The following is a 19,120-nucleotide window of genomic DNA, read 5'->3' as shown; positions in this document are numbered from 1 at the left end:
CTGTCAGCCTTCGATCTTCACGAGCTTGAAGTACTCGAGGCTCACGGGGGACGGCTGGTAGCCGGAAACGTTCTTGCCCAGCCCCAGCAGCGGCCGGTTGTGCACGAACGGAACCCCGGGGATGTAGTCGAAGATGAGCTGGTTGGCCTCCTCGTACAGCTTCTGCCGGGCGGCCTGGTCGGTCTCCGCCAAGCCCTTGTTGAGCAGCCCCTGGATCTCCGGGTCGGTCAGGTTGAACTGCGGGGTGGTCTCGCGGAAGAAGGTGCCCACGAAGTTGTCCGGGTCGGCGTAGTCGCCGCTCCAGCCCAGCAGGAAGAGCTGGCCCTTCCCGTCGGCCTGGATGCTCTGCAGGTAGTCCGGCGTCCACGGGACCGTCTTCGGGACGATGGTGAAGCCGACCTTCTCCAGGTCCGCGGCGAAGGACTCGTAGACCGCCTGCGGGTTGGGCATGTACGGACGAGAGACGTTGGCCGGGTACCAGAACTCCAGCTTCAGGTCCTTCTCCCCCGACTCGGCGACGAGCTGCTTGGCCTTCTCCGGGTCGTACTCGTAGCCCTTGATGCTGTTGTTGTAGCCCCACTGCGACGGCGGCAGGAACTGGTTGGCCACCTCGGCGCCCTCGGGGTACGCCGCGGACAGCAGCGCCTGGCGGTTCAGGGCGTGCGCGATCGCCTCGCGGATCTTGTGGTTCTTCAGCAGCGGCACCTTCTGGTTCATGCCGACGTACCCGACGTTGAAGGCCGGACGCTCGACCACCTGGCCGACGTTCTTCACGGCCTGGATGTCGGCCGCCGCGACGCCCTCGTAGGCGTCGATCTCGCCGGCCTGCAACGCCTGCATCCGCGCGGTCGCGTCGGCGATGGGCCGGAAGATGATCCGGTCCAGCGCGGGCTTGCCCTCGCGGTAGGTCTCGTTCGCCGCCAGGACGAGCTTCTCGCCACGGTCCCAGCTGACGAACTTGAACGGCCCGGTGCCGGCCACCACCTTGGTACCGAAGCCGCCGGTGTAGGCGATCGAGTCACCGTTGATCGCGAGGTCGGTCCCGCCCTCCTCGATCGCCTTGGGGCTGGCGATGGCGAAGGCGGGCAGCACCAGGCCGGACAGCAGCGCGGACGACGGCTGCTTCAGGTGCAGCGTCGCCACCGAGTCCTCGGTGGCCTCACAGGAGTCGTAGCGGCTGGTCTTCGGCGCGGACTCGCTGTCCTGGGTGGCGAAGCCACCGAAGATGGTCTGCCAGTAGTAGGAGATGTCGCCGTTCTGCTGCGCGCCCTTGAAGTGGTACCAGCGGTCGAAGTTGTAGCAGACGGCCTTGGCGTCGAACGGTTCGCCGTCGTGGAACTTGACGTCCTTGACCAGGTTGAAGGTGTAGGTCAACCCGTCGTCGCTCACCTTCCAGTCGGTGGCCAGCGACGGGACGACCTCGGTCGTTCCCGGCTTCAGCGCCACCAGCGTCTCGTAGATCTGGAAGATGACGCGGAAGGACTCGCCGTCGGACACGTAGGCCGCATCCAGCGTCTTGGGGTCGTCGGAAGCGCCGAAGACGAAGGTCTTGCTCTCTCCGTCCCCGGTCGATGTGGCGCCACTGCACGCGGTGGCCGCGGCGAGCAACCCTACGCTGGCCGTCAGGGCGACTATCCGCCCCACTTTGCCGTACACACGCATCTATTTCCTCCTTGGCTGTCCGTCGCGCGGGCCGCTGGGCACGCTCGCACCTCCCCTGTGGATCAGCACAGGCGCTCGTGCCGGGACGGTTGGGCCCGACCCGGAAGCGGAGATCCGGGCGGGTGTGAGGCGTGGCGGACGGGTGGTCTACCGCAGACATGTCGAGGGTGCGGAGCACCTCCTGGGGCTGAACTCTGCCAGGCAGAGTAGCCATCGAAACCCGCTGGTGCAATGTACAATTGCAACCTCGTTTCTCAATCGTGACCCCGGCGTCCGAGGTCACGCCCGCCGCGTCGACCCGTCACAAGCGACAAAGGCGACCCACACACGTCCCGCCAACGTCCACGAACGACCCGCCCGCCACCGCCGACGCGGACGGCCCCGCCGCATCTGCACCGTTGCCGATGAAAGGGACACGATGTACCGACGACGAGCGCTACTGCTCGGCATGGCCATGCTGACCGCAACATCCGCCGGTGGCTGTTCCGATCCGCCCGCCGCCCCGGCAAAGACCCAGGTCATCCGACTGACCGTGCCCGACTGGAACCTGCGCCCGCCCGGCACCAGTTGCGCCGGGGCCGGGCCCTACCGCTTCGCCCACGCCGAGGCGCCGTTCGTCATCAGGGACGGCGACGGCCGCGAGATCGCGCGGGGAACCCTTCCCACGGGCACCTCGGAGAAGGCGATGGACGTCGACTTCAGCAAGGTCAAGCGGGAGCCGACCCTGTGCGTGATGCTGCTCAAGGTCGAGACGGCGGAACACGTCGAGGGACAGGTCCTGGTCCTGCCGGATCGGCCGGCCGTGTCGATCCAGAAGAGCGACAGCGCGGAATTCGCGGGTGAGGTGGTGGTGTCGTGAGGTCCCGCAGCTGTCTCCCGGCGTTGCTGGTCGTCGCCCTGGCGCTGGGCGGCTGCACCGGCTCGACGGGCGAGGTCGTCGACCGGCCCCCGTCGGCGGCTCTCCCGGGCCCGGTGCCCAAGGGCGTCACCTTCGTCGCCCCGCCGACGAACGCTCCGCGAGCCCCCGGATTCACCCTGGAGCTGCTCGACGGAACGGTCCTGGACATGACCGAGCAGTGGGACCGCCGCCCGGTGGTCCTGGTCTTCCTCGAACCCTGGTGCACGCTCTGCGCCGAGCAGCAGCGCGAGATCAACCAGCTCGTCGAGGACTATCGCGACGTGATCCTCTTCGTGGGCGTAGGCGCCGACTCGACCGCCGATCGCATGCGCCAGTACGTCCGCGACAACGAGGTCAAGCACCCGGTGGGGATCGATGCGACGGGACAGATCTGGCGGAAGTACCGGGTGGAGGAACCACCGCTGGTCGCGCTGGTGACCAAGGGGGGCAAGCTGCTCCGTGGCTGGCCCGGCGGCACCGACACGCTGCGCGCCCAGCTCAACGACCTCGTGACCAGGTAGCCCGCCCAACCACGACCGGCGGCAGCCAATTGGCTGCCGCCGGTCGCGTCTGACGGGTTACCTCCGGGTCACCGCCCCTGGCCCTGGCCGGCGCCGGGAGTGGTGTCCTTGACGTGCACCTGGCAGGTCACGCTCGTCGACCTGCTCGGGTCGCTCTCCGAGGTCGCGGTCAGGGTGACCGTGGCCTGGTTCACCGAGCCCGGGGTCCGGGTGGCGTAGACCGGCACCTCGACCGTACCGCCGGCCTTGGCCGCCACGACCTCGTACGGCATCCAGGTCGTCCAGCCCTTGCCCGCCGAACTCGCCGAGAGCCGGTAGACGTCGGAGTCGACGTACGCCGACAGGTCGCGCGGCTGCCCGGCGGTGACCCCCGCCGCTCCGGTGTTGCGCAGCGGGAACGTGCACTGCGCGGTCCGCGACGGCTGGACGCCCTGCTTCACCGGCTGCCCCAGCGCGACGCCGCGCGCGTTCGGCCCGGATCCGTCCAGCGACCGGATGGCCACCGTGTACGAGAGGATGCCGTCGGAGTCCCGACGGAGGTCCAACACGTAGATGTGCAGCCGGTTCGCCTGGTCGACGTACTCGTACTTGGAACCGGAGTCGGTCCCGGCGTGGAAGAGGGCGTCGTTGAGCTGGCGGTGGTCGGCGATGGTGGCCATCACCGGGGTGCCGTCCGGTGCGTAGTAGTCGATCATCTCGATGTCCTGCGGGTTGGCGTCGATCACCCAGTCGAAGCAGTTGTAACCGCAGGTGCTGCTCTCCCGGCTCTTGTTCTTCGCGATCAGGACGCCGCTGTCCGGGGTGAAGGAGTCGAAGCCCATCCGGTCCACGACCTCGACGGTGTAGTCGTCCCAGCCGGTGTTGCCGTGGCAGAACGGATCCGTGTTGATGTTGCAGTCGGGGGTGCGGTCGGCGCGGCCCGAGCCGTCCAGGGCGACGCGGACGCCGGAGATGCCCTGCGGCCCCGGATCGACCGCACGGGCGGTGACCTTGGCGACGACGACGCCGGAATCGGCCAACGCCTGCCGGCTGATTCGGAGCACGTTCTCCGGCGGCACGATGTTCATCGTGATCTTGTTGCGCAGCATGAGGCCGGCCGGGCTCCAGCCGCCCTGGTTCGGCGGCACCACCCAGCGCATGTGATGGCCCCCGGGACCGTTGAACGATCCCCGGTCCATCATGTCCCACGGTGCCGAGCCGACCCGGTGGAAGGGCGACGGGGGTTTCTCCCGGTGGGAGAACGGGTTGTTGTTGTTGTCACCGATGCTGAAAAAGAAGTGGCCCATCTCGTGGGTGATGGTGCCGGAGCTCTCCCCTTGCCGGATCGATGACTGGCCCCAGTGCTGGGCGGCCGCCTTCCACGACGTCCACTCGACATAGCGGGTCGCCGCCCAGTTCGGGAGGGTCCCGTCCTTGTTGAACTCGGCCGGCGGGCCCCACTCGTCGGGGATGTCCTCCTTGTTCTGGAACATCATCTCGCCGAATTCCTGCCAGATGCTGGTCTCGTCGTAACCGGCGTAGACGCGCAGGATCACGTCGTACCCGCAGTTGCCCGTGCAGCCGCGGGCGGCCCGCCACGCGTTGGCCGCGTCGTTGTTGAGGTTTCCGTTACACGTGTAGCCCTTCGGGCAGGCCGACTGCTGGTTGAACTCGTTCAGGCCGTACTCGAAGAGGTGACGCGGCATCTCGTACGGGCCGAACGCGTCGAGCGTGTCGACGCCGAACTGGCCACGGCTCTGCTCCATCCAGTACTCGTGGATGGTGCGCCCGTGGTTGAGCTCGTTGGGCGTCATGTAGTAGTCCCGGTAGAACTCCGGGACGGCCTCGCGACTGATCGGGTCGATCTGCGGGTTGCCGAACTGGTCGCTCTTCTTGGGCTGGGTGATCACGAACGGCTGGTCGGAGAAGTCGACCGCGACCAGGGCGATCTTCAGACCCCGCACGGACGGCTTGACCTTCGGATCGTTCCACTGGGTGTTTGGAATGTCCTTCCAGTCCGCCCAGGTCATGTCGTACTGGTTCTTCCAGTTCTGCGGATCGACGGGCTGCAGCTTGCCCGCGCCGTCGACCGGGGATGCGGCGTACCCGGGCTGGACCGGCGCGGTGGCGAGCAGGACGACGGCGCCCGCCGCGGCAACCAGGTGCCGCCACTTCCGCCGCCATGGCGTTCGTTGCGGGATGAGCAGGTCTGTCACAAGTTTCCCTTTCTGTGTGACGCTCGTGCGTGGCACTCGGGAGAACTTCGGACCCTTGCGCCCGAAGGCGCGACCGGATTGGGCGTCCGAGAGCCGGGCACCGATGGGTGACGTGGAGCCCGGGCGATCAAGCTGCCTCGAAGCAGGTCTCCGGCAGATCCGAGGTGTGCTATTGCACTATCACACCGCAGCATGGTGGGGGTGGTCAAGAACCTGGCCTGTCGACGCGATACACGGCCGAGCGTCCACAGTGGGTGTCGAGACGCGTGCGGCCGGGCCCACCTCGGTAGCGAGGTGGGCCCGGCCGTAGCGGACCGGTACTACCGTTGTGCCGGCACCCGCGGGTTGTCGAAGGTCAACGTGTTGGCCTTCTCGACGTTGCCGTTGTTGTCGACGGCCCGGTACTCGATCGTGCGATTGCCCGGCCCCTTCACCCGGAACGGCGCCTGGTACGGCGTCCACGATCCGCCGTCGAGGCGGTACTCGATGCGGGCGACGCCGACGCCCCAACCGTCATCGGCGCTCAGCGTGGCCAGCGGGTTGGCCACCCAGTCCACCTTGGGGTTGGCGTGGTGGCTCAGGGTGATGGTCGAGACCGGCGCGTCGACCTCGATCAGCTTGAGCGCGGCCTCGAGGTTGGGCAGCGGGCCGATCTGCTGGCCCGCCGTGGCCGTGCCCTGCGGCGTGCCGGTGGCCCGCAGCACCTCGACGATCTGCTGGCTGGTCCAGGGCTCCTGCCCGGTGGCCTTGAGGTATGACTGGATTGCCACGACCGCGTTCGTCACGACCGGCCCGGCGCCCGAGGTGCCACCGAACGACTGCGTGTAACGGATGTTGAGGTTCGCGGGGCTCGTACCACCCTGCAGGTTGCCGCCGCTCCCCGTGGTGGTGATGTTCTGCCCCCAGCCCTGCAGGTCGAACCGGGTGCCGTAGTTGGAGAAGCTGAGCCGCTCGTGGTCGGTGCTGCTACCGGCCCCGACCATGATCGAGCCGGAGTGCTGCACGGTCGGGTCGAACCAGCGGATGCCGTTGCGGGTGTACATCGGGTCGTCGGAGTTGGTGTCGCCGTTACCGCCGGTGGACACCACGGTGACGCCCAGCCCGGTCAGCAGCTTGATCGCGTCGAACACCGCCGGGATCCACTCCAGCGGCGCGTACCGGGTCCCGCCCAGTGGGCTGGAGGTCTGCTGCTCCAGCAACACGACATCGCCGGGTCGCAGGCCGCCGTTGGCGGCCAGGTAGACCAGCGCCGGCCCCGGGTTCCACGAGGTGCGGCCGGAAGGCAGCAGCTCGTTCGGCGAAATGCCTTGACATCCTCTCCCGCCTATCGGCGGGAGACGCCCGTTTCCAGCGCCGTACGTGGTCGGCGCTGGGTGGGTGGTCGACAGGACGCCTTGCGGTTCCTGTCCCGGACTGCCCGCCCGGTGAGTGGGGACGCCACCTCGGCGGCGTCCCTGACGTTGATCGCCGCGTTCACGTCAGCGTTGGCCTCATATCCGCAGGACCCGCACCGGAACACCGCTTGGCTCTCGCGATTGTCCCGATCCGTGTACCGGCAGCGGCTGCACCGCAGAGACGTGTATGCGGCTGGCACCCTGGCGATTCGGGTGCCGGTGGTGCGTGCCTTGTTGTCCAGGGCCGTGTGGAACAGGCCCCAGCCTTTGTCGAGGATGGCCCGGTTCAGTCCGGCTTTCTGCCGCACCTTGGTACCAGGCTTCTCGTTTGTGCCTTTGGCGGTGGCGGTCATCGCTTGAATGTCGAGGCGTTCGATCTTGACGACCGCGTGCTGGGCGCAGAGTCGGTTCGCGGCCCACATCACGAAGTCACGGCGCCGGTTACGGACCTTCGCCTCGGCCCGGGCGACCTGCGCCCTGATCTTGCGGGCCCGGTTCGAGGTTGTCGCGCCGTGTTTGCGGCGGGCGGTCTCCTGCCGGCCAGCCGTCGACTTCAGCCTGGCCAGCTTCCGTTCCTGGCCGGGGGTGGTGAAGGTGCGGTTCCACATGCGCCCGTCGGACATCGCCAACGCGACCTTCACACCACGGTCGACACCCACCACCGTGTCGGGCCGGGCATGCGCCTCGGGCGTGGTGACGCCGGTGTGGATGCCGAAACCGACGTGCCAGGCGACACCGTCGAAGGACACCACCGCGTTCCGGACCGCGCCGCCCAACCGACGGGACCACCGGAACTTGACCTCGCCGACCTTCGGCAGGCTGACCACACCCCACCGCCGGTTGAGGCGACGGACCTCGATGGCCTGACCGGGAAACGGAACCGACAACCGCGCCGACTTACGTTTGCAGGTCGGCGCTCCAGCGGGATGCTGCGGATTCCACCAGTTCCGGTACGCCTGATCCAGGTTACGCAGCACCTGCTGACCGGACTGCGCCGGCAGATCAGCCACCCAATCGAAGTCCTTACGCGCCTCAGTTAGATGGGCGCACTGGGCGGTCACCCCGAGGGTCGTCTTGCGCTGCCGCCAAACGAACTGGCGCTGCTCCAACGCGGTGTTGTACAGCCAGCGACACGTGTGCCCCCACCCGGTCAAACGCTCCGCCTGCCCCTCGGTGGGATACAGCCGGTAACGCCGGCCCGCGTCCGCCTTCACATCCGGAATCCTACATTGTGTTCATGATCGCCGATGACCCGGTTCGCACTGGCAGGCACTGCGCTTTCCTGCTTCACGCCCACTTGGTTTTCGTCACAAGACCGTGAAGTTAAGGATCGCCCTGGTCTGTCAATGCAGGTTGGCCTGCGATGATGTCGATGCTGAGGATCGCGAGGTAACTTTTACGGTCGACGCCGGGGCGGGACCATCGGACGTCACCTGCTCGACAACCTCATGCCCACCCGACGATTGTTCGCGTACGCTGACCCGGCGGTCAATGCGGCGGGCACGACGAGTGCACCGGGCGCGACGGCGGCCGACAAACGCCTGGCCACAGCGGCTTCCTCCGTTTCTGGGGCGCGGTAAATCTGCGGTAGGAGTCGCCATCCGGCGGACGCCACCGCGAAAGGAATCTTGCTCGGAATTCTATTTTGTCATCCGCCGACATAACTACCTACATACGCCGCGGTTTCTCTCCGGTGGATCGAACCACTGTCGCAACGAACGAACACTCCGTTGTGCTGCAACCGATTCGTACGCCGGTGAAAAAATGGTGGGCCGGCGATTGCCGGCCCACCACACGTGCTCCTATTTCAGCGACGGCCCGCTACAGCGCGGCGCAGTCGCCGCCCTTGGCGCCGTTCACGGTGTTCGGCGCGCCGAAGTCCTTGACCGCCGCGCTGTTGCCGGTGCAGCTCAGCGATCCGTTGACTCGGCTACCGACCAGGATCGGCCCGTAGGCGCCGGCCAGCCGGCTGAACCGCTCGTTGGCGGTGACCTGGACGTTGTCCGACAGGGTGAACGAGCCGTTGAAGGTGCTGCCGGCGATCGTCACGTCCCGCGTGGTTCCGGTGATCCGCGAGCTGCCGTTCACCGTGCTGCCGAACAGCTGCACCGCCTGAGCGCCGGTCGCCGTCAACCCGCCGTTGATCGAGCTGTCCCGGACCACCAGTGAGGCGCCGGCGCGCACCGACACCCCGCCGGCCACCTGGGCGCCCTTGAGACAGGTGACGCCCTCGCTGACCACCAGCTTGTGCTGCTTGCCGGTCAACGTGGTGGTGCAGCCGGGCGACGAGCCGGGCAGCACGGTGGCCCGGTAGGCGCTCGGGTCGCCGATGTTGCCGGCCGCGTCGATCGCCCGGTGCTCGACCAGGTGCGTGCCGAAGCCCGGCACGAAACCGCCGCCCGGGTGGTCGTCCGGCAGGGTCTGCTCGAACGCCGCCTTCGACAGGCCACCGGTGCCGAGGTTGCCGTACGTCAGCGCCTTGATGTTCGTGCCCGAGTGGCGGAACTGGAACGGCGATTCGGGCATCGGCTGCTCGGGGAAGCCGAAGTAGTTGAACCACCCGTCCTTGTCCAACCGGAGCTGACCGACGACATAGCGCTCTTCGTCGTATCCGGTGTGGTCGTCCTGCGGGTCCAGCCACATGTCCCAGCCGTCGAAGTAGACCGGGTGCTCCATGCTGTCCGCGAGCCGGGTCAGCGGCTCCGACAGCGCACGCGGCGCGGTCGGCATCGCGTTGTCGACGGTCCATTCGATCCGGTCGGAGACGCCACCCGGATCGGCCGGGTCGGTCACCACCGCGGCCAGCTTGTGGGTGCCCGACGCCAGCTTCAGCGCCCCGAGATCGAGGTTGCGGCTGTTGTGCGGGTTCGGCAGCGCCTTGCCGTCCAGCGACCAGGCCACGCCGAGGATCCGGTCGGCCGGGTGGTTGGTCCGCACATAGACCACCTCGTCGCCGGCGACCGGCTGCGTGTTCGGCGTGGAGCCGGTGATGGTCGCGGCAGGCGACGACGGCGTCGCCTTCGTGCCACCCACCGTCCACTGCCGGGTCTGCACGAACCGCGCCCCGTTGTAGCCCGAGTCGGTGGCCGCATTGTTGGTCGACGGGTTACGTACCCAGTCGACGCCGTCCGGCCCCACCGGGTCCCGCACCTCGACGTGCACCACGGTCCCGGCGGGCAGGTTCAGCTCGCCGAGGTCGAGGTTGCTGCTGTTGTGCGTGTCGAGCACGGTGCCGTTCGGGCCACCGATCCGCCAGGTGACCTGCAGCTCGTGGTAGCGCGGCTGGCCGGGCTCGACCCACAGCACGCTGTCGGACGCCACCGTGCCCTGCGCGGTGCTCCGGACGTTCATCTGCCCGGAGTTACGCATCCCGGTCACCCGGGCGACCATGTGTTCGAGGCCGATCTGGTCGAGGTCGAACCCGATCCAGCGCATCATCGAGTGCTCGCTCGGCCGGCGCTGGCCGCACGGGTACATGCCGCCGCCCTCGTGCGTCCCGATCGTGCCGCCGGAGCGACTCTCCTCGCCGACCCAGCGCCACCACTTCTTCTGGTCCTGGACCATCTTCTGCGGGTCGCTGTAGATGGTGTGGTGGAAGCTGCTCGGCTCGCCGCCGGTGTAGCAGGACCGCACCACGTCACGGGACGAGTAGGGGTACTCGTCGACCAACGTGCCGAGCGAGTGGCCGATCTCGTGCAACGAGATCAGCGGGCCCTGCGGGGAACCGCCGGAGGTCGTCGCCTGGGTGCCGCCGATCCCGCCGTACGTGAACGTGTTGAAGATCGCCAGGGTCTGCAGGTTCTGCGCCGTGCGCGGGATACCCAGGACCGGCGCGACGTAGTTGTCGATGATCCGGTTGTGCGCCTGGCTGCCGGTCTCGCAGGGGTTGACCCCGGCCGGATAGTAGGCGGCGTAGTTCGCACAGTTCAGCGGCGCCCCGCCGTAGACGGTGCCGCGCGACAGCGGGTCGCTGCAGCCGTCCTGGTAGATCATCCGCAGCGCGGTGTTCTTGGCGTTGATCGGACCCTCACGCTGACCGGTGTCCCGGATCGTGCCGTCCGGGTTTCGTACCCGCCCATCTGGGTCGCACCGGACGCCGTAGTCGATCGAGGCGATCTCCACCGCGTACACGTTGATGTAGTCGCGATAGGTCCGGAACGGCTCCGTGGCCCACATGACGGCCAGGTTGCGGTCCACGTCCTTCAGGAAGATCCCCTGCTGGTCCCACTGGTAGCCGTCACCGAGGATGATCAGGTTCAGCCGCTCGGCCGCCGGGCCGGTGACTTGAATCGGATGCACCTTCGGGGTGGGCAATGGCATCGGCGGGCCGTCCGCCGGAGCGCCGCTCGCCGGGCCGGCGCCGGTCAACAGGCCGGCCACCAAGGCGAGCGCCGCGAAGGTCGCTAACTTGAGTCTCACTGGCTGTCCACCTCCCTCTCCGTGCTACTTCGTCACTTGCCGACGCGCGACTTGGCCGCCGCCGACACGATGGCCCCGCGCTGGTTCGACCGGATCGCTCCAGCCGCGATGAGCTGGTCCACGACCTCGTTGACGTGCGTCACGAACTCGCCGTGGTTCGACCACCGCTCCCCGTCGAGGATGTGGTCGTTGATCGTGCAATTGCCGGCCAGCGACTGGTTGCGCACGCCGCTGTCGACGCCGCCGATCACCACGGTCGCCCGGGTGTCGGTGGTCGCGCAGGTCGACATCGCCAGCGGCCCGCCGACCACGGGCAGCCGCAGGGACGTCGCGGCCAGGTCGACGTTGAGCACGGTGCCCGGAGCGGGATGCAGGGTGAACTCGTGGTCGGTGGAGAAGACCATCAGGCCGATCCGGTAGCCCGCCGGGATGACCTGGTCATCCGGCTGCAGCGGCACGGTCACGTCGACGAACTGCCCGGGCACCAGCGGCTCGCTCCGGGTGAGCGAGTGGCGGTTCTGCGGGTCGGCCCAGCCACGGGTGATGATGCTCGTCGTGGTGCCCCGGGTGCTCGACTCGCAGCCCGATCCACCGGTCCACGGCAGCCGCACCAGGGCAACCGACAGGTTGGCCGCCGGCTTGCTCGCGCTCATCCGCAGCGTCACCGACGCCGTGCCGGAGATGTGCACCGGCGCGGTGAGTTCCGGCGTCACGTAGAGCAGCCGCTGGTCGGACACGGTGGTGGCCAGGGTGCCGGCGTTGCAGGCGGTGTTGCCGGCGTCGACCAGCGACTCCACGCCCTTGCCGGGCCGCGCCAACGAGGTCAGTTCGCCGGTGGTGTTACCGCCGGGCTTGAGCACCATGGTGACGGGCGACGCGGCCGGGTTGGGGTAGTCCGCGTACGGGGTGAGCTGGCTGGGACCGGTCTCGTTACGCACGATCCAGGCCCGCGCGTCGTTCTCCACGCCGTTCTGAACGCCGTACAGGTAGCGGGTGAACCACCGGTTGCGCATGTCCAGCGGCGGGGCGCCTCCGTGCCCAGCCTGGTGGTAGTAGGCCTGCACCGGCGTACCCTGCTTCTTCAGCGCCTCAAGGATCCGCACGCTGTGCTCGGGCACCACGTTCCAGTCGTTGAACCCGTGCGCCATCAGGGTGGCGGCCTTGACGTTCTGGACGACGTTGAGATAGTCGCGGCTGGCCCAGAAGTCGTTGTAGTCGCCGGTAACCCGGTCCTGGAACCGGTTCATCTCGCCCCGGACGTTCTCGATGCAGTACGCCCGACGGTCCGGATAGCCGCTGTTGATGTAGTCGAACAGGTAGTCGACGTCCTCGCCGGCATAGCCGCCGGGGTTCCGGACCAGGCCGTTGGAGCGGTAGTAGTGGTAGTACGAGGTGTTCGGCGCGATCGGGATGATCGCCTCAAGGCCGTCGACACCGGTGGTCGCGGCGGCGAGCGGCAGCGTTCCGTTGTACGACGTACCGGTCATGCCGACCTTGCCGGTCGCCCAGCTTGTCGCCGAGACCTCTTCATCCCCGTTGACGCTGGTGTAACCCTTCGCGCGACCGTTCAGCCAGTCGATCACCGCCTTCGGCGCCAGCGACTCGTTGGATCCGCCGACCGTCGGGCAGCCCTGCGACAGTCCGGTACCCGGAGAGTCGGAGTGGACCACGGCGAAGCCGCGCGGCACCCACGTGCTGACCTCGCTTGTGGACACGGCGGTCCGGTTCGGCTGGTGGGCGATCTGCGGCGGTGAGATCCGGGCCGGGGGCTGCTCGCCGAGTTCGTGTCGCACGTTCCAGAAGTACTGCGACTGGGTGGACGCCGTGCCGGCGTAGTACGGGCTCGTCTCGTAGACGACCGGCACCTTCAGTCCCTGCGCGGTCTGCCCCGGCCGGGTGACGTCCACGTGCATGCGGTCGAGCTTGCCGTCGCCGTCGGAGTCGAACTCGGTCTCCACCCACAACCGCTGCCGGATCCAGCCGCTCGAGTTCGCGAACTCAGGCACGATCTGCGCCTGCCCGTCCACGAAGATCGGCCCGACGCCGTCGGGGGCGGCAACAGCCGGTGTCGCGGTGCCCAGGGAAAAAGCCAGTGCCGCCACACAGGTGGCAGCTGTGAGGCTGGCAACCCGTGGACGCACATTTCGTCGCATCATTGCGAGTCCCTTCCTGTCCTCAGGTGGTGGCCCCTGGGCAGTGGACTGACGTCGCAGCCGGTGGTGCGAAATCCGACTCCCGTCGACCCGAACAGCCGAGGTTCGCGCGGTCCGATCCGGATCGCGCCACGGCTGAGGTAGCCAACCGTCCGGCCGGACGCCGTCCCCTTGCTGAGCCCACCGCTCCCCCGGCATCGCCGGAGCCCGTGAGACCGTCTGCCGGCAGGCGGCCGCCACCGACTTCATCTACCGGTTTCTCTGCCGGCCACCAGACCGTAGCTGTCGCCGCTGAGCGGGAGCACCCGACAGCTGACGGAACTTCGGTGGGACTCCGGCCATCCAACGTCGCAACAATGCCGGTCGTCTCATCGCTGGTCGTCTGCTGCGGAAGCCGGCTGGCGACCGCCCGCCGCCTCCGGGCAGTGGAGTGGTCTCCCCCGAACAAGGTGGTGGGCAGACGGGCAGCGGAGGGGCTGCCGAAAGCAGCCCCTCCGCGTGGGTCAGTGCCCGGTCACCGCAGCTTGAACTGCGCGGTGAGGGCGGACCCGTCAGGTGTCGTGGCGGTGACCGCGTAGCAGGTGCCGGGGGCGGTTGGCGTCTTCCAGTTGTACTGGAACTTGCCGTCCACGTACCTCAGTGAGGTGCCACCGCTGGCGAGCATCTCAATCTCGGCCGTCGGCATACCGACGCCGCACGTGCCCTGCTTGGCGTTCATCGTGATCAGCGCCGGGTCGGTCAGCTCGGTGGTGCCCGAGAAGACCTGGAACTTCATGGGCACGGTGCTGCCGCCCTTGACCGTATTGAGCACCCCGCCCATGTCGACCGGGCTGTAGAAGCCCTTCAGCGTCCATGGCAGCACGGTGTACGACTGCACGGCCGTGCCCACGTTGCCCGCGGCGTCGATCGCCCTGGCGAGGAGGATGTGCGTGCCGACGTCGGTGCGGTAGCCGCTGACGACGCATCCCGCCGGACCGGAGGTGCCGTCGTTCGCGGTGCACGAGGGAGTTGGCGGAACCGAGCCGAAGTACACCTCGCCGATCGCCGAGGCGAACGTGGCTGTCGGCGCGATCGTGTCGACCTTGACCGTGGCCTGCTTCGGCTCCTCGACGTTGCCGCTGGTGTCGGTCGAGCGGAACTCCACCCGGTTGGTGCCCTCCCGGTCGACGGTGACCGGCGTGCCCGGGTAGGTCGTCCAGTCACCGCCATTGACCCGGTACTGCGTGCTGGCCACGGCGAAGGCGTCCGTCGCGTCGAGGGTGAAGGACGGGGCCGCCGTGTACCACCCGTTGTTGCCGTTCGGCTCCGAAGGCGACCAGGTCAGGGTCGTCGTCGGCGCCACCGTGTCCTTGCCCACGGTGAGAGTCAGCGTGGTCTGCGTGGCACCGGCCTGGCTGACGTAGTCGGGCAGGATCAGGTCACCGATGACGGTGTGGCGGCCCGGGGTGTTGACGATGTTTGCGTCGTACCGCCAGCTGACGCCGATGGCCTGATTGTCCCGGGATCCGTCGTTGTAGGAAACCTCCACCTTGTTGGGCAGGTAGGGCTGCTCGCCCACCTCCAGGGTCTGCTCGAACCGCTCGGCGCCCTGGATCGAGATGCCGCCCTGGGACATCTCGGGCCGCACGTAGACGCGGGCCTCGGCGATCAGGCCGTAGCCGTCGTTCGTGCCGTAGACCACGAACGGGTCGACGTTGGGCTCCGCGACCATCTCGGGCGTGATCGCCTGCCACTTGAACCCGACCGTGCCGCGGGCGCCGCTGGCGTAGACCGCGTCGAGCGTGTTCGGCAGGGTGGGCACCTGGCCGACGCCGGTCCGGATCAGCACCGGCGAGCGCACCGAGTCGACGGTCTCGCCGTTGGCACGCCAGCGCAGCACGCCCGTGCCCGCGCCGCTGCCCTGGACGCCCCAGATGCGGATGCGCAACCGGCTGGTCGTGGTCGGTTCGAAATCGAAGTGGTTGTAGGCGTTCATGGCCAGACCGCCCGCGTACGTCGACCCCTTGGTCAGGGTGACCGGCGTCCAGGTGGTGCCGTTCGAGGAGGTCTCGATGGCGTAGGTCGTGGCGTTGGGCCGGCGGGTGCCGCCGTTGTCGTCGTACCAGTAGATGTCGGTCGACGACAGCCGCACCGGCGAGGTCCAGGTGTACTGGATCCACGCCGCCTGTGCGACGCTGGTGCCGCTCTGCTGCTGGCCCCAGCTGCCCCAACCGTTGCCGGTGCCCGGGTTCGAACTGCTCGGGGTGCTGGGGTCGTTGACCCGCTGGTGGTTCTCCCACGACGCGGTGCCGCTGGTGGTGACCGTCCCCGAGGAGCCGAACTCCGCGGAGATCGCCCGCTTGGTGAGGGTCACCGCCACGGTCGCCTCCGACCGCTTGTCGCCGTCGTCGGCGAAGAACCGGAACACGTAGTCACCGGCGACGGTGCCGGTCACCCGAGTCGCCAACGCCTTGGGGTCGGAGAAGATGACGCCCGCGCCCTGCGGCGCCGAGACCGTCTCCCAGCCGAAGGTGAGCTCGTTGTCGTAGGGGATGCCGTCGTCGGACGCCGTGCCGACCAGCCTGGTGGAGAGGTTGCCGTCCGCCGAGTTGTCGCGGGTGGCGGTGACGACGGGCGCCTGGTTGGACACCGGCGGGATCTCCCGGCCCGAGTTGAACACCTGGATCTCGGAGATGGCCGTGTAGAGGGTCGGGCTGTTCGTGAACGCGATGCGCAGCTTGTTCGACGTCACGGTCTTGAAGAGCGCCTCGTTGAACTTGGCCGCCGGGACGGACGGGTTCTTGAACTGGTCCGGCACCTCCTTCCAGCCGCCCTTGCCGTCGGGCACCTGGACCCACCAGCGCGCGGGTTCGCGGTAGCCGCCGGCCTGGCGGTCGCTGACGAAGAACACCTTCACGTTGTCGAAGGACTTGGCCGACCCCAGGTCGAGGTCGATGTAGCCGTTCTTCTCGGTGGTGCCGTAGTTGCCCCAGTACGGTTCGTTGGCGGTGCTGCCGTCGGTCACCGCGGCCAGCGACACCGGCCGCTCGGTCTCCTTGATCGCGCCAGGGGTGTAGTTCATCGAGGTGGTGCTCCAGCCGGGCGTGTGGAACTGCCGCCACGACGTCGGCCGGGTGCCCTGCTGGGTGTACGACGAGGCCAGGGTGGCGCCGGTCGCCAGGTTCGGCGCGGTCTGGGTGAGGTCGATGCCGGCCGTCTTGAGGTACCCGACGACGCGGTCGTCCTTGATGCTGGTGTTCACCGCGCTCGGGAAGGTGGTCCCGCCACCCGCCTTGAAGGTGACGGTCAGCCCGGCCTCGGCGTTGACCTGGTTGGTGTTCGGGTCGTAGGTGAGCTTGCCGAGCTTGTCGGTGCTGACCTTCTTCTCGCCGTCCAGGAACAGGCTGTAGCCGGCGCCCAGGCCGTACCTGCTGCCGTCGGGGTCCCAGACGATCGTCACGTCGTGCCCGTGGTAGCGCAGGTTGTTGGCCATGAAGTGGTCGTAGCCGAACGTGATCGGCCACAGCTCGATCTTGTCGTCGGAGCGCGCCTGGAGGCCGGCCATGTCCTCGACGAAGATGTAGTTCATGTTCCCGAGCATCACGTGGTTCGGGTTGTTGCGGTTGTAGGTCTTCGTGGTCGGGTTCCAGTTGGAGTAGTACTCCGCCTGGTTCGCGACACGCGCGTCACCGCTGGGGTAGACGCTCCAGGCCATCCAGTCCAGCAGCCGCTTGGCGTACGCCGGGGTGATGTACTTCTGCTCGGGGTCGTAGTGCCGCAGCGCCGAGCGGACGCCACGGTACTGCACGGTGAAGTTGATGTTGGAGAAGTTGTTGGAGCCGCCGATCCCGTAGGCCGACCGGTCGTACTGGTTGGCGGTGTAGAACGGGAAGATCGGGAAGTTGTCGCCGTAGGTCAGGAAGCGGTATCCGTCGACGTACTTCTGCCACTGGTCGAACGGGATGAGGTTCTGGGCGTAGATGTCGTAGAGGTTCGACTCCTTGGCCGGGATGAGGTTACGAGCCGACGCGGGCAGCGGGTTGGCCCGGCCGTTGGAGCTGGCCGCGCTGGTGGCTCCGTACGACGTGCGGGCCAGGAACATCCGCATGTCGGGGCTCCACAGCTGGTTGAGGATCGCGTCACGGACGCCGTTGGCGCCGTTCGCCATCGCGTCGACCTTGGCCTGGTCGGCGCCGGAGATCTGGTAGAGCTGCCGGGCGGCGTCGAGGGCGCCCCACACGTACGCCGACTCGGGCCGCTCGATCGTCCGCGCGCCCGCCGCGCTGGCGTTGGACTTCGGGAAGCCGAAGGAGATGGCGTCGGCGTCGTTGCCCGGCATGTAGTTGGTGTCGTAGGCGATCAGGTTGTTCTTGTTGCCGTCGTAGTGCTCGAGCTGGCCGACGCCGTCGCCCTCGAAGTACTGGGCGAACTTACGGGCGATCTCCTTGCCGCCGCCGTGCACGTTGTACGCCTCAAGGCCGGCGGTGCCGATGTACTGCGAGTAGTGGTTGTTCCAGCTGGTGTGGCCGGGGCTGTCCAGGAATGCCGAGGCGCCGGAGAGCTCGCCGATGTTGAGGATCTGGCCGTACGGCAGGTAGGGCGTGCGCAGCCACTTGGTGTCCTGCAGGTGCATCGGCTGGGTCAGCGCGATGGCGTTCTGGTAGAGGTTCGACCCCTCGACCGTGGTGGGGTACTGGTAGACGTAGCCGGGCGCGTTGGCGTCGAGGTTGTTGTAGCGCTCGCCCCACCAGCGGTAGACGATGGCCTTCTCCACGGCGGGGTCGGGGACGTTGATGTAGGGGACGTCCTGGGCCCAGCGGCGGTTGAAGTCGGTGATGCCGGTGCGCACGGCCTGGGCCGGCGACATCGCGGCGTACTCCCGGTAGCTTTCGACCGTCTTCGGCAGCGTGTCCGAGGAGACGGCGCCGACGACCGACAGCGACGCCGTGCCGCCGGCGGGCACGGTGATCTGGCGGTCGAGGTTGGTGCCGCTGCGGGTGAAGCCGGCGCCGGTGAGGTCGATCGTGACGGTGTTCCACGGGGTGTCGACGAGGCCGTTGTTGGCGCCACTGGTGATGGTGCGGGTGCCGGTGAGTTCAGCCGCGCCCTTACCGGCCTGGGTCGCCAGCGGCGAGGCGGCGCGGACGGTGAATGTCACCGCCGAGCTGCCGGGGTTGCTGAAGTCGACGGCGGTGACGGCGACGTTGTCGTAGGTGATGAACTTTGTCAGGTCGGCGATGACTCCGGTGGTGCCGATCGTGTAGCGACCCTTGGCGTGGCTCGGCGCGTTGAACCGGTTCGTGCTGACCTCGGTCACGGTCTGATTCGGCACGGTGACCGTGTACAGGTTGCCGAGGTTGTTCGGGCCGCCGACGTACGCGCTGCCGGCGAAGCCCATGGTGGTGAAGTTGTTGGTGCTCGCGCCGCGCATGTAGAGGGAGCGGCCCCGGGTCATCAGCACCGTCGACCCGAGAGTGCCACGGACGCCTAGAATCCGGTCGAGGTAGTAGTCCGTGCCGCCGGCGGCGAGGTCCCGGTCGAAGATCGACTGGTGCATGTTCGTCGCAGTGAACGGCACCCCGGGCTTGAGCTGCGCGGCGACCTCGCTGACGTTGGTGTAGGTCGGGTCGCCGATCTCCATGACGTGGCTCTGCCCGTTGGTGTAGACCCCTACGTCGCCCTCGTTGCCGGGCAGGATCGGGCTGGCGGCGTGGGCCGGGGAGGGCAGGCCGACGACACCTCCCATGACCAGCGCGGCCAAGGCGGCCCAGACGGGCGTCCTCCTCACGCGTCTACTCATGGCGTCTCCTCCTTGAGATCGGTGCGGCTAGACATCGGTGGTGGGTGATTTGGTGAATTGCATGCGGTTGCCGCCCGTCTGGCATGCGTGCCGTCGCCA

General features: G+C 68.0%; 9 protein-coding genes. 2 read left to right on the top strand and 7 right to left on the bottom strand.

The window, feature by feature from the left end; genetic code table 11:
- Positions 1-3 precede the first annotated feature (3 nt).
- Positions 4-1,662: an ABC transporter substrate-binding protein gene (locus AB0C02_RS20735; protein WP_357550178.1), complete on the bottom strand. Its 1,659-nt coding sequence runs from the start codon at positions 1,660-1,662 to the stop codon at positions 4-6.
- A 418-nt stretch (positions 1,663-2,080) separates the two neighbouring features.
- On the opposite strand from AB0C02_RS20735, the gene AB0C02_RS20730 reads away from it, so the two are divergent.
- Together AB0C02_RS20730 and AB0C02_RS20725 are read left to right on the top strand one after the other, a co-directional pair.
- Positions 2,081-2,521 (top strand): hypothetical protein, encoded by a 441-nt coding sequence (locus AB0C02_RS20730; RefSeq protein ID WP_357550175.1) that lies wholly within the window; start codon positions 2,081-2,083, stop codon positions 2,519-2,521.
- Positions 2,518-3,081 (top strand): redoxin domain-containing protein, encoded by a 564-nt coding sequence (locus AB0C02_RS20725; RefSeq protein ID WP_357550173.1) that lies wholly within the window; start codon positions 2,518-2,520, stop codon positions 3,079-3,081. Before AB0C02_RS20730 ends, AB0C02_RS20725 begins: the two co-directional genes overlap by 4 nt.
- A gap of 68 nt (positions 3,082-3,149) precedes the next feature.
- On the opposite strand, the gene AB0C02_RS20720 is transcribed toward AB0C02_RS20725, so the two are convergent.
- The 6 genes from AB0C02_RS20720 to AB0C02_RS20695 all read right to left on the bottom strand — a co-directional run bounded on the left by AB0C02_RS20720 (position 3,150) and on the right by AB0C02_RS20695 (position 19,021).
- Complete coding sequence (locus tag AB0C02_RS20720) at positions 3,150-5,276, bottom strand: peptidase M6 (protein WP_357550170.1); 2,127 nt, start codon at positions 5,274-5,276, stop codon at positions 3,150-3,152.
- A gap of 320 nt (positions 5,277-5,596) precedes the next feature.
- The gene (locus AB0C02_RS20715; protein WP_357550167.1) at positions 5,597-6,478 is read right to left on the bottom strand and encodes a S8 family serine peptidase; all 882 of its coding nucleotides are present in this window, start codon (positions 6,476-6,478) and stop codon (positions 5,597-5,599) included.
- A gap of 122 nt (positions 6,479-6,600) precedes the next feature.
- Positions 6,601-7,884: a transposase gene (locus AB0C02_RS20710; RefSeq protein ID WP_357550165.1), complete on the bottom strand. Its 1,284-nt coding sequence runs from the start codon at positions 7,882-7,884 to the stop codon at positions 6,601-6,603.
- Positions 7,885-8,491: 607 nt separating this feature from the next.
- Positions 8,492-11,089 carry a M64 family metallopeptidase gene (locus AB0C02_RS20705; RefSeq protein ID WP_357550162.1) on the bottom strand — a complete coding sequence of 866 codons (2,598 nt, stop codon included), beginning with the start codon at positions 11,087-11,089 and terminating at the stop codon, positions 8,492-8,494.
- 32 nt (positions 11,090-11,121) lie between these two features.
- Positions 11,122-13,242, bottom strand: a complete 2,121-nt coding sequence (locus AB0C02_RS20700; RefSeq protein ID WP_357550230.1) for a Xaa-Pro dipeptidyl-peptidase — start codon at positions 13,240-13,242, stop codon at positions 11,122-11,124.
- Between the two features lie 514 nt (positions 13,243-13,756).
- A complete protein-coding gene (locus AB0C02_RS20695) occupies positions 13,757-19,021 on the bottom strand; it encodes a PxKF domain-containing protein (protein WP_357550159.1) in 5,265 nt (1,754 codons plus the stop codon).
- Positions 19,022-19,120 lie beyond the last annotated feature (99 nt).

The sequence above is a fragment of the Micromonospora sp. NPDC048999 genome, from assembly GCF_040649295.1.
In the GTDB taxonomy this organism is placed as follows: Bacteria; Actinomycetota; Actinomycetes; order Mycobacteriales; family Micromonosporaceae; genus Micromonospora.
This window is presented reverse-complemented; position numbering and strand designations above follow the sequence as displayed.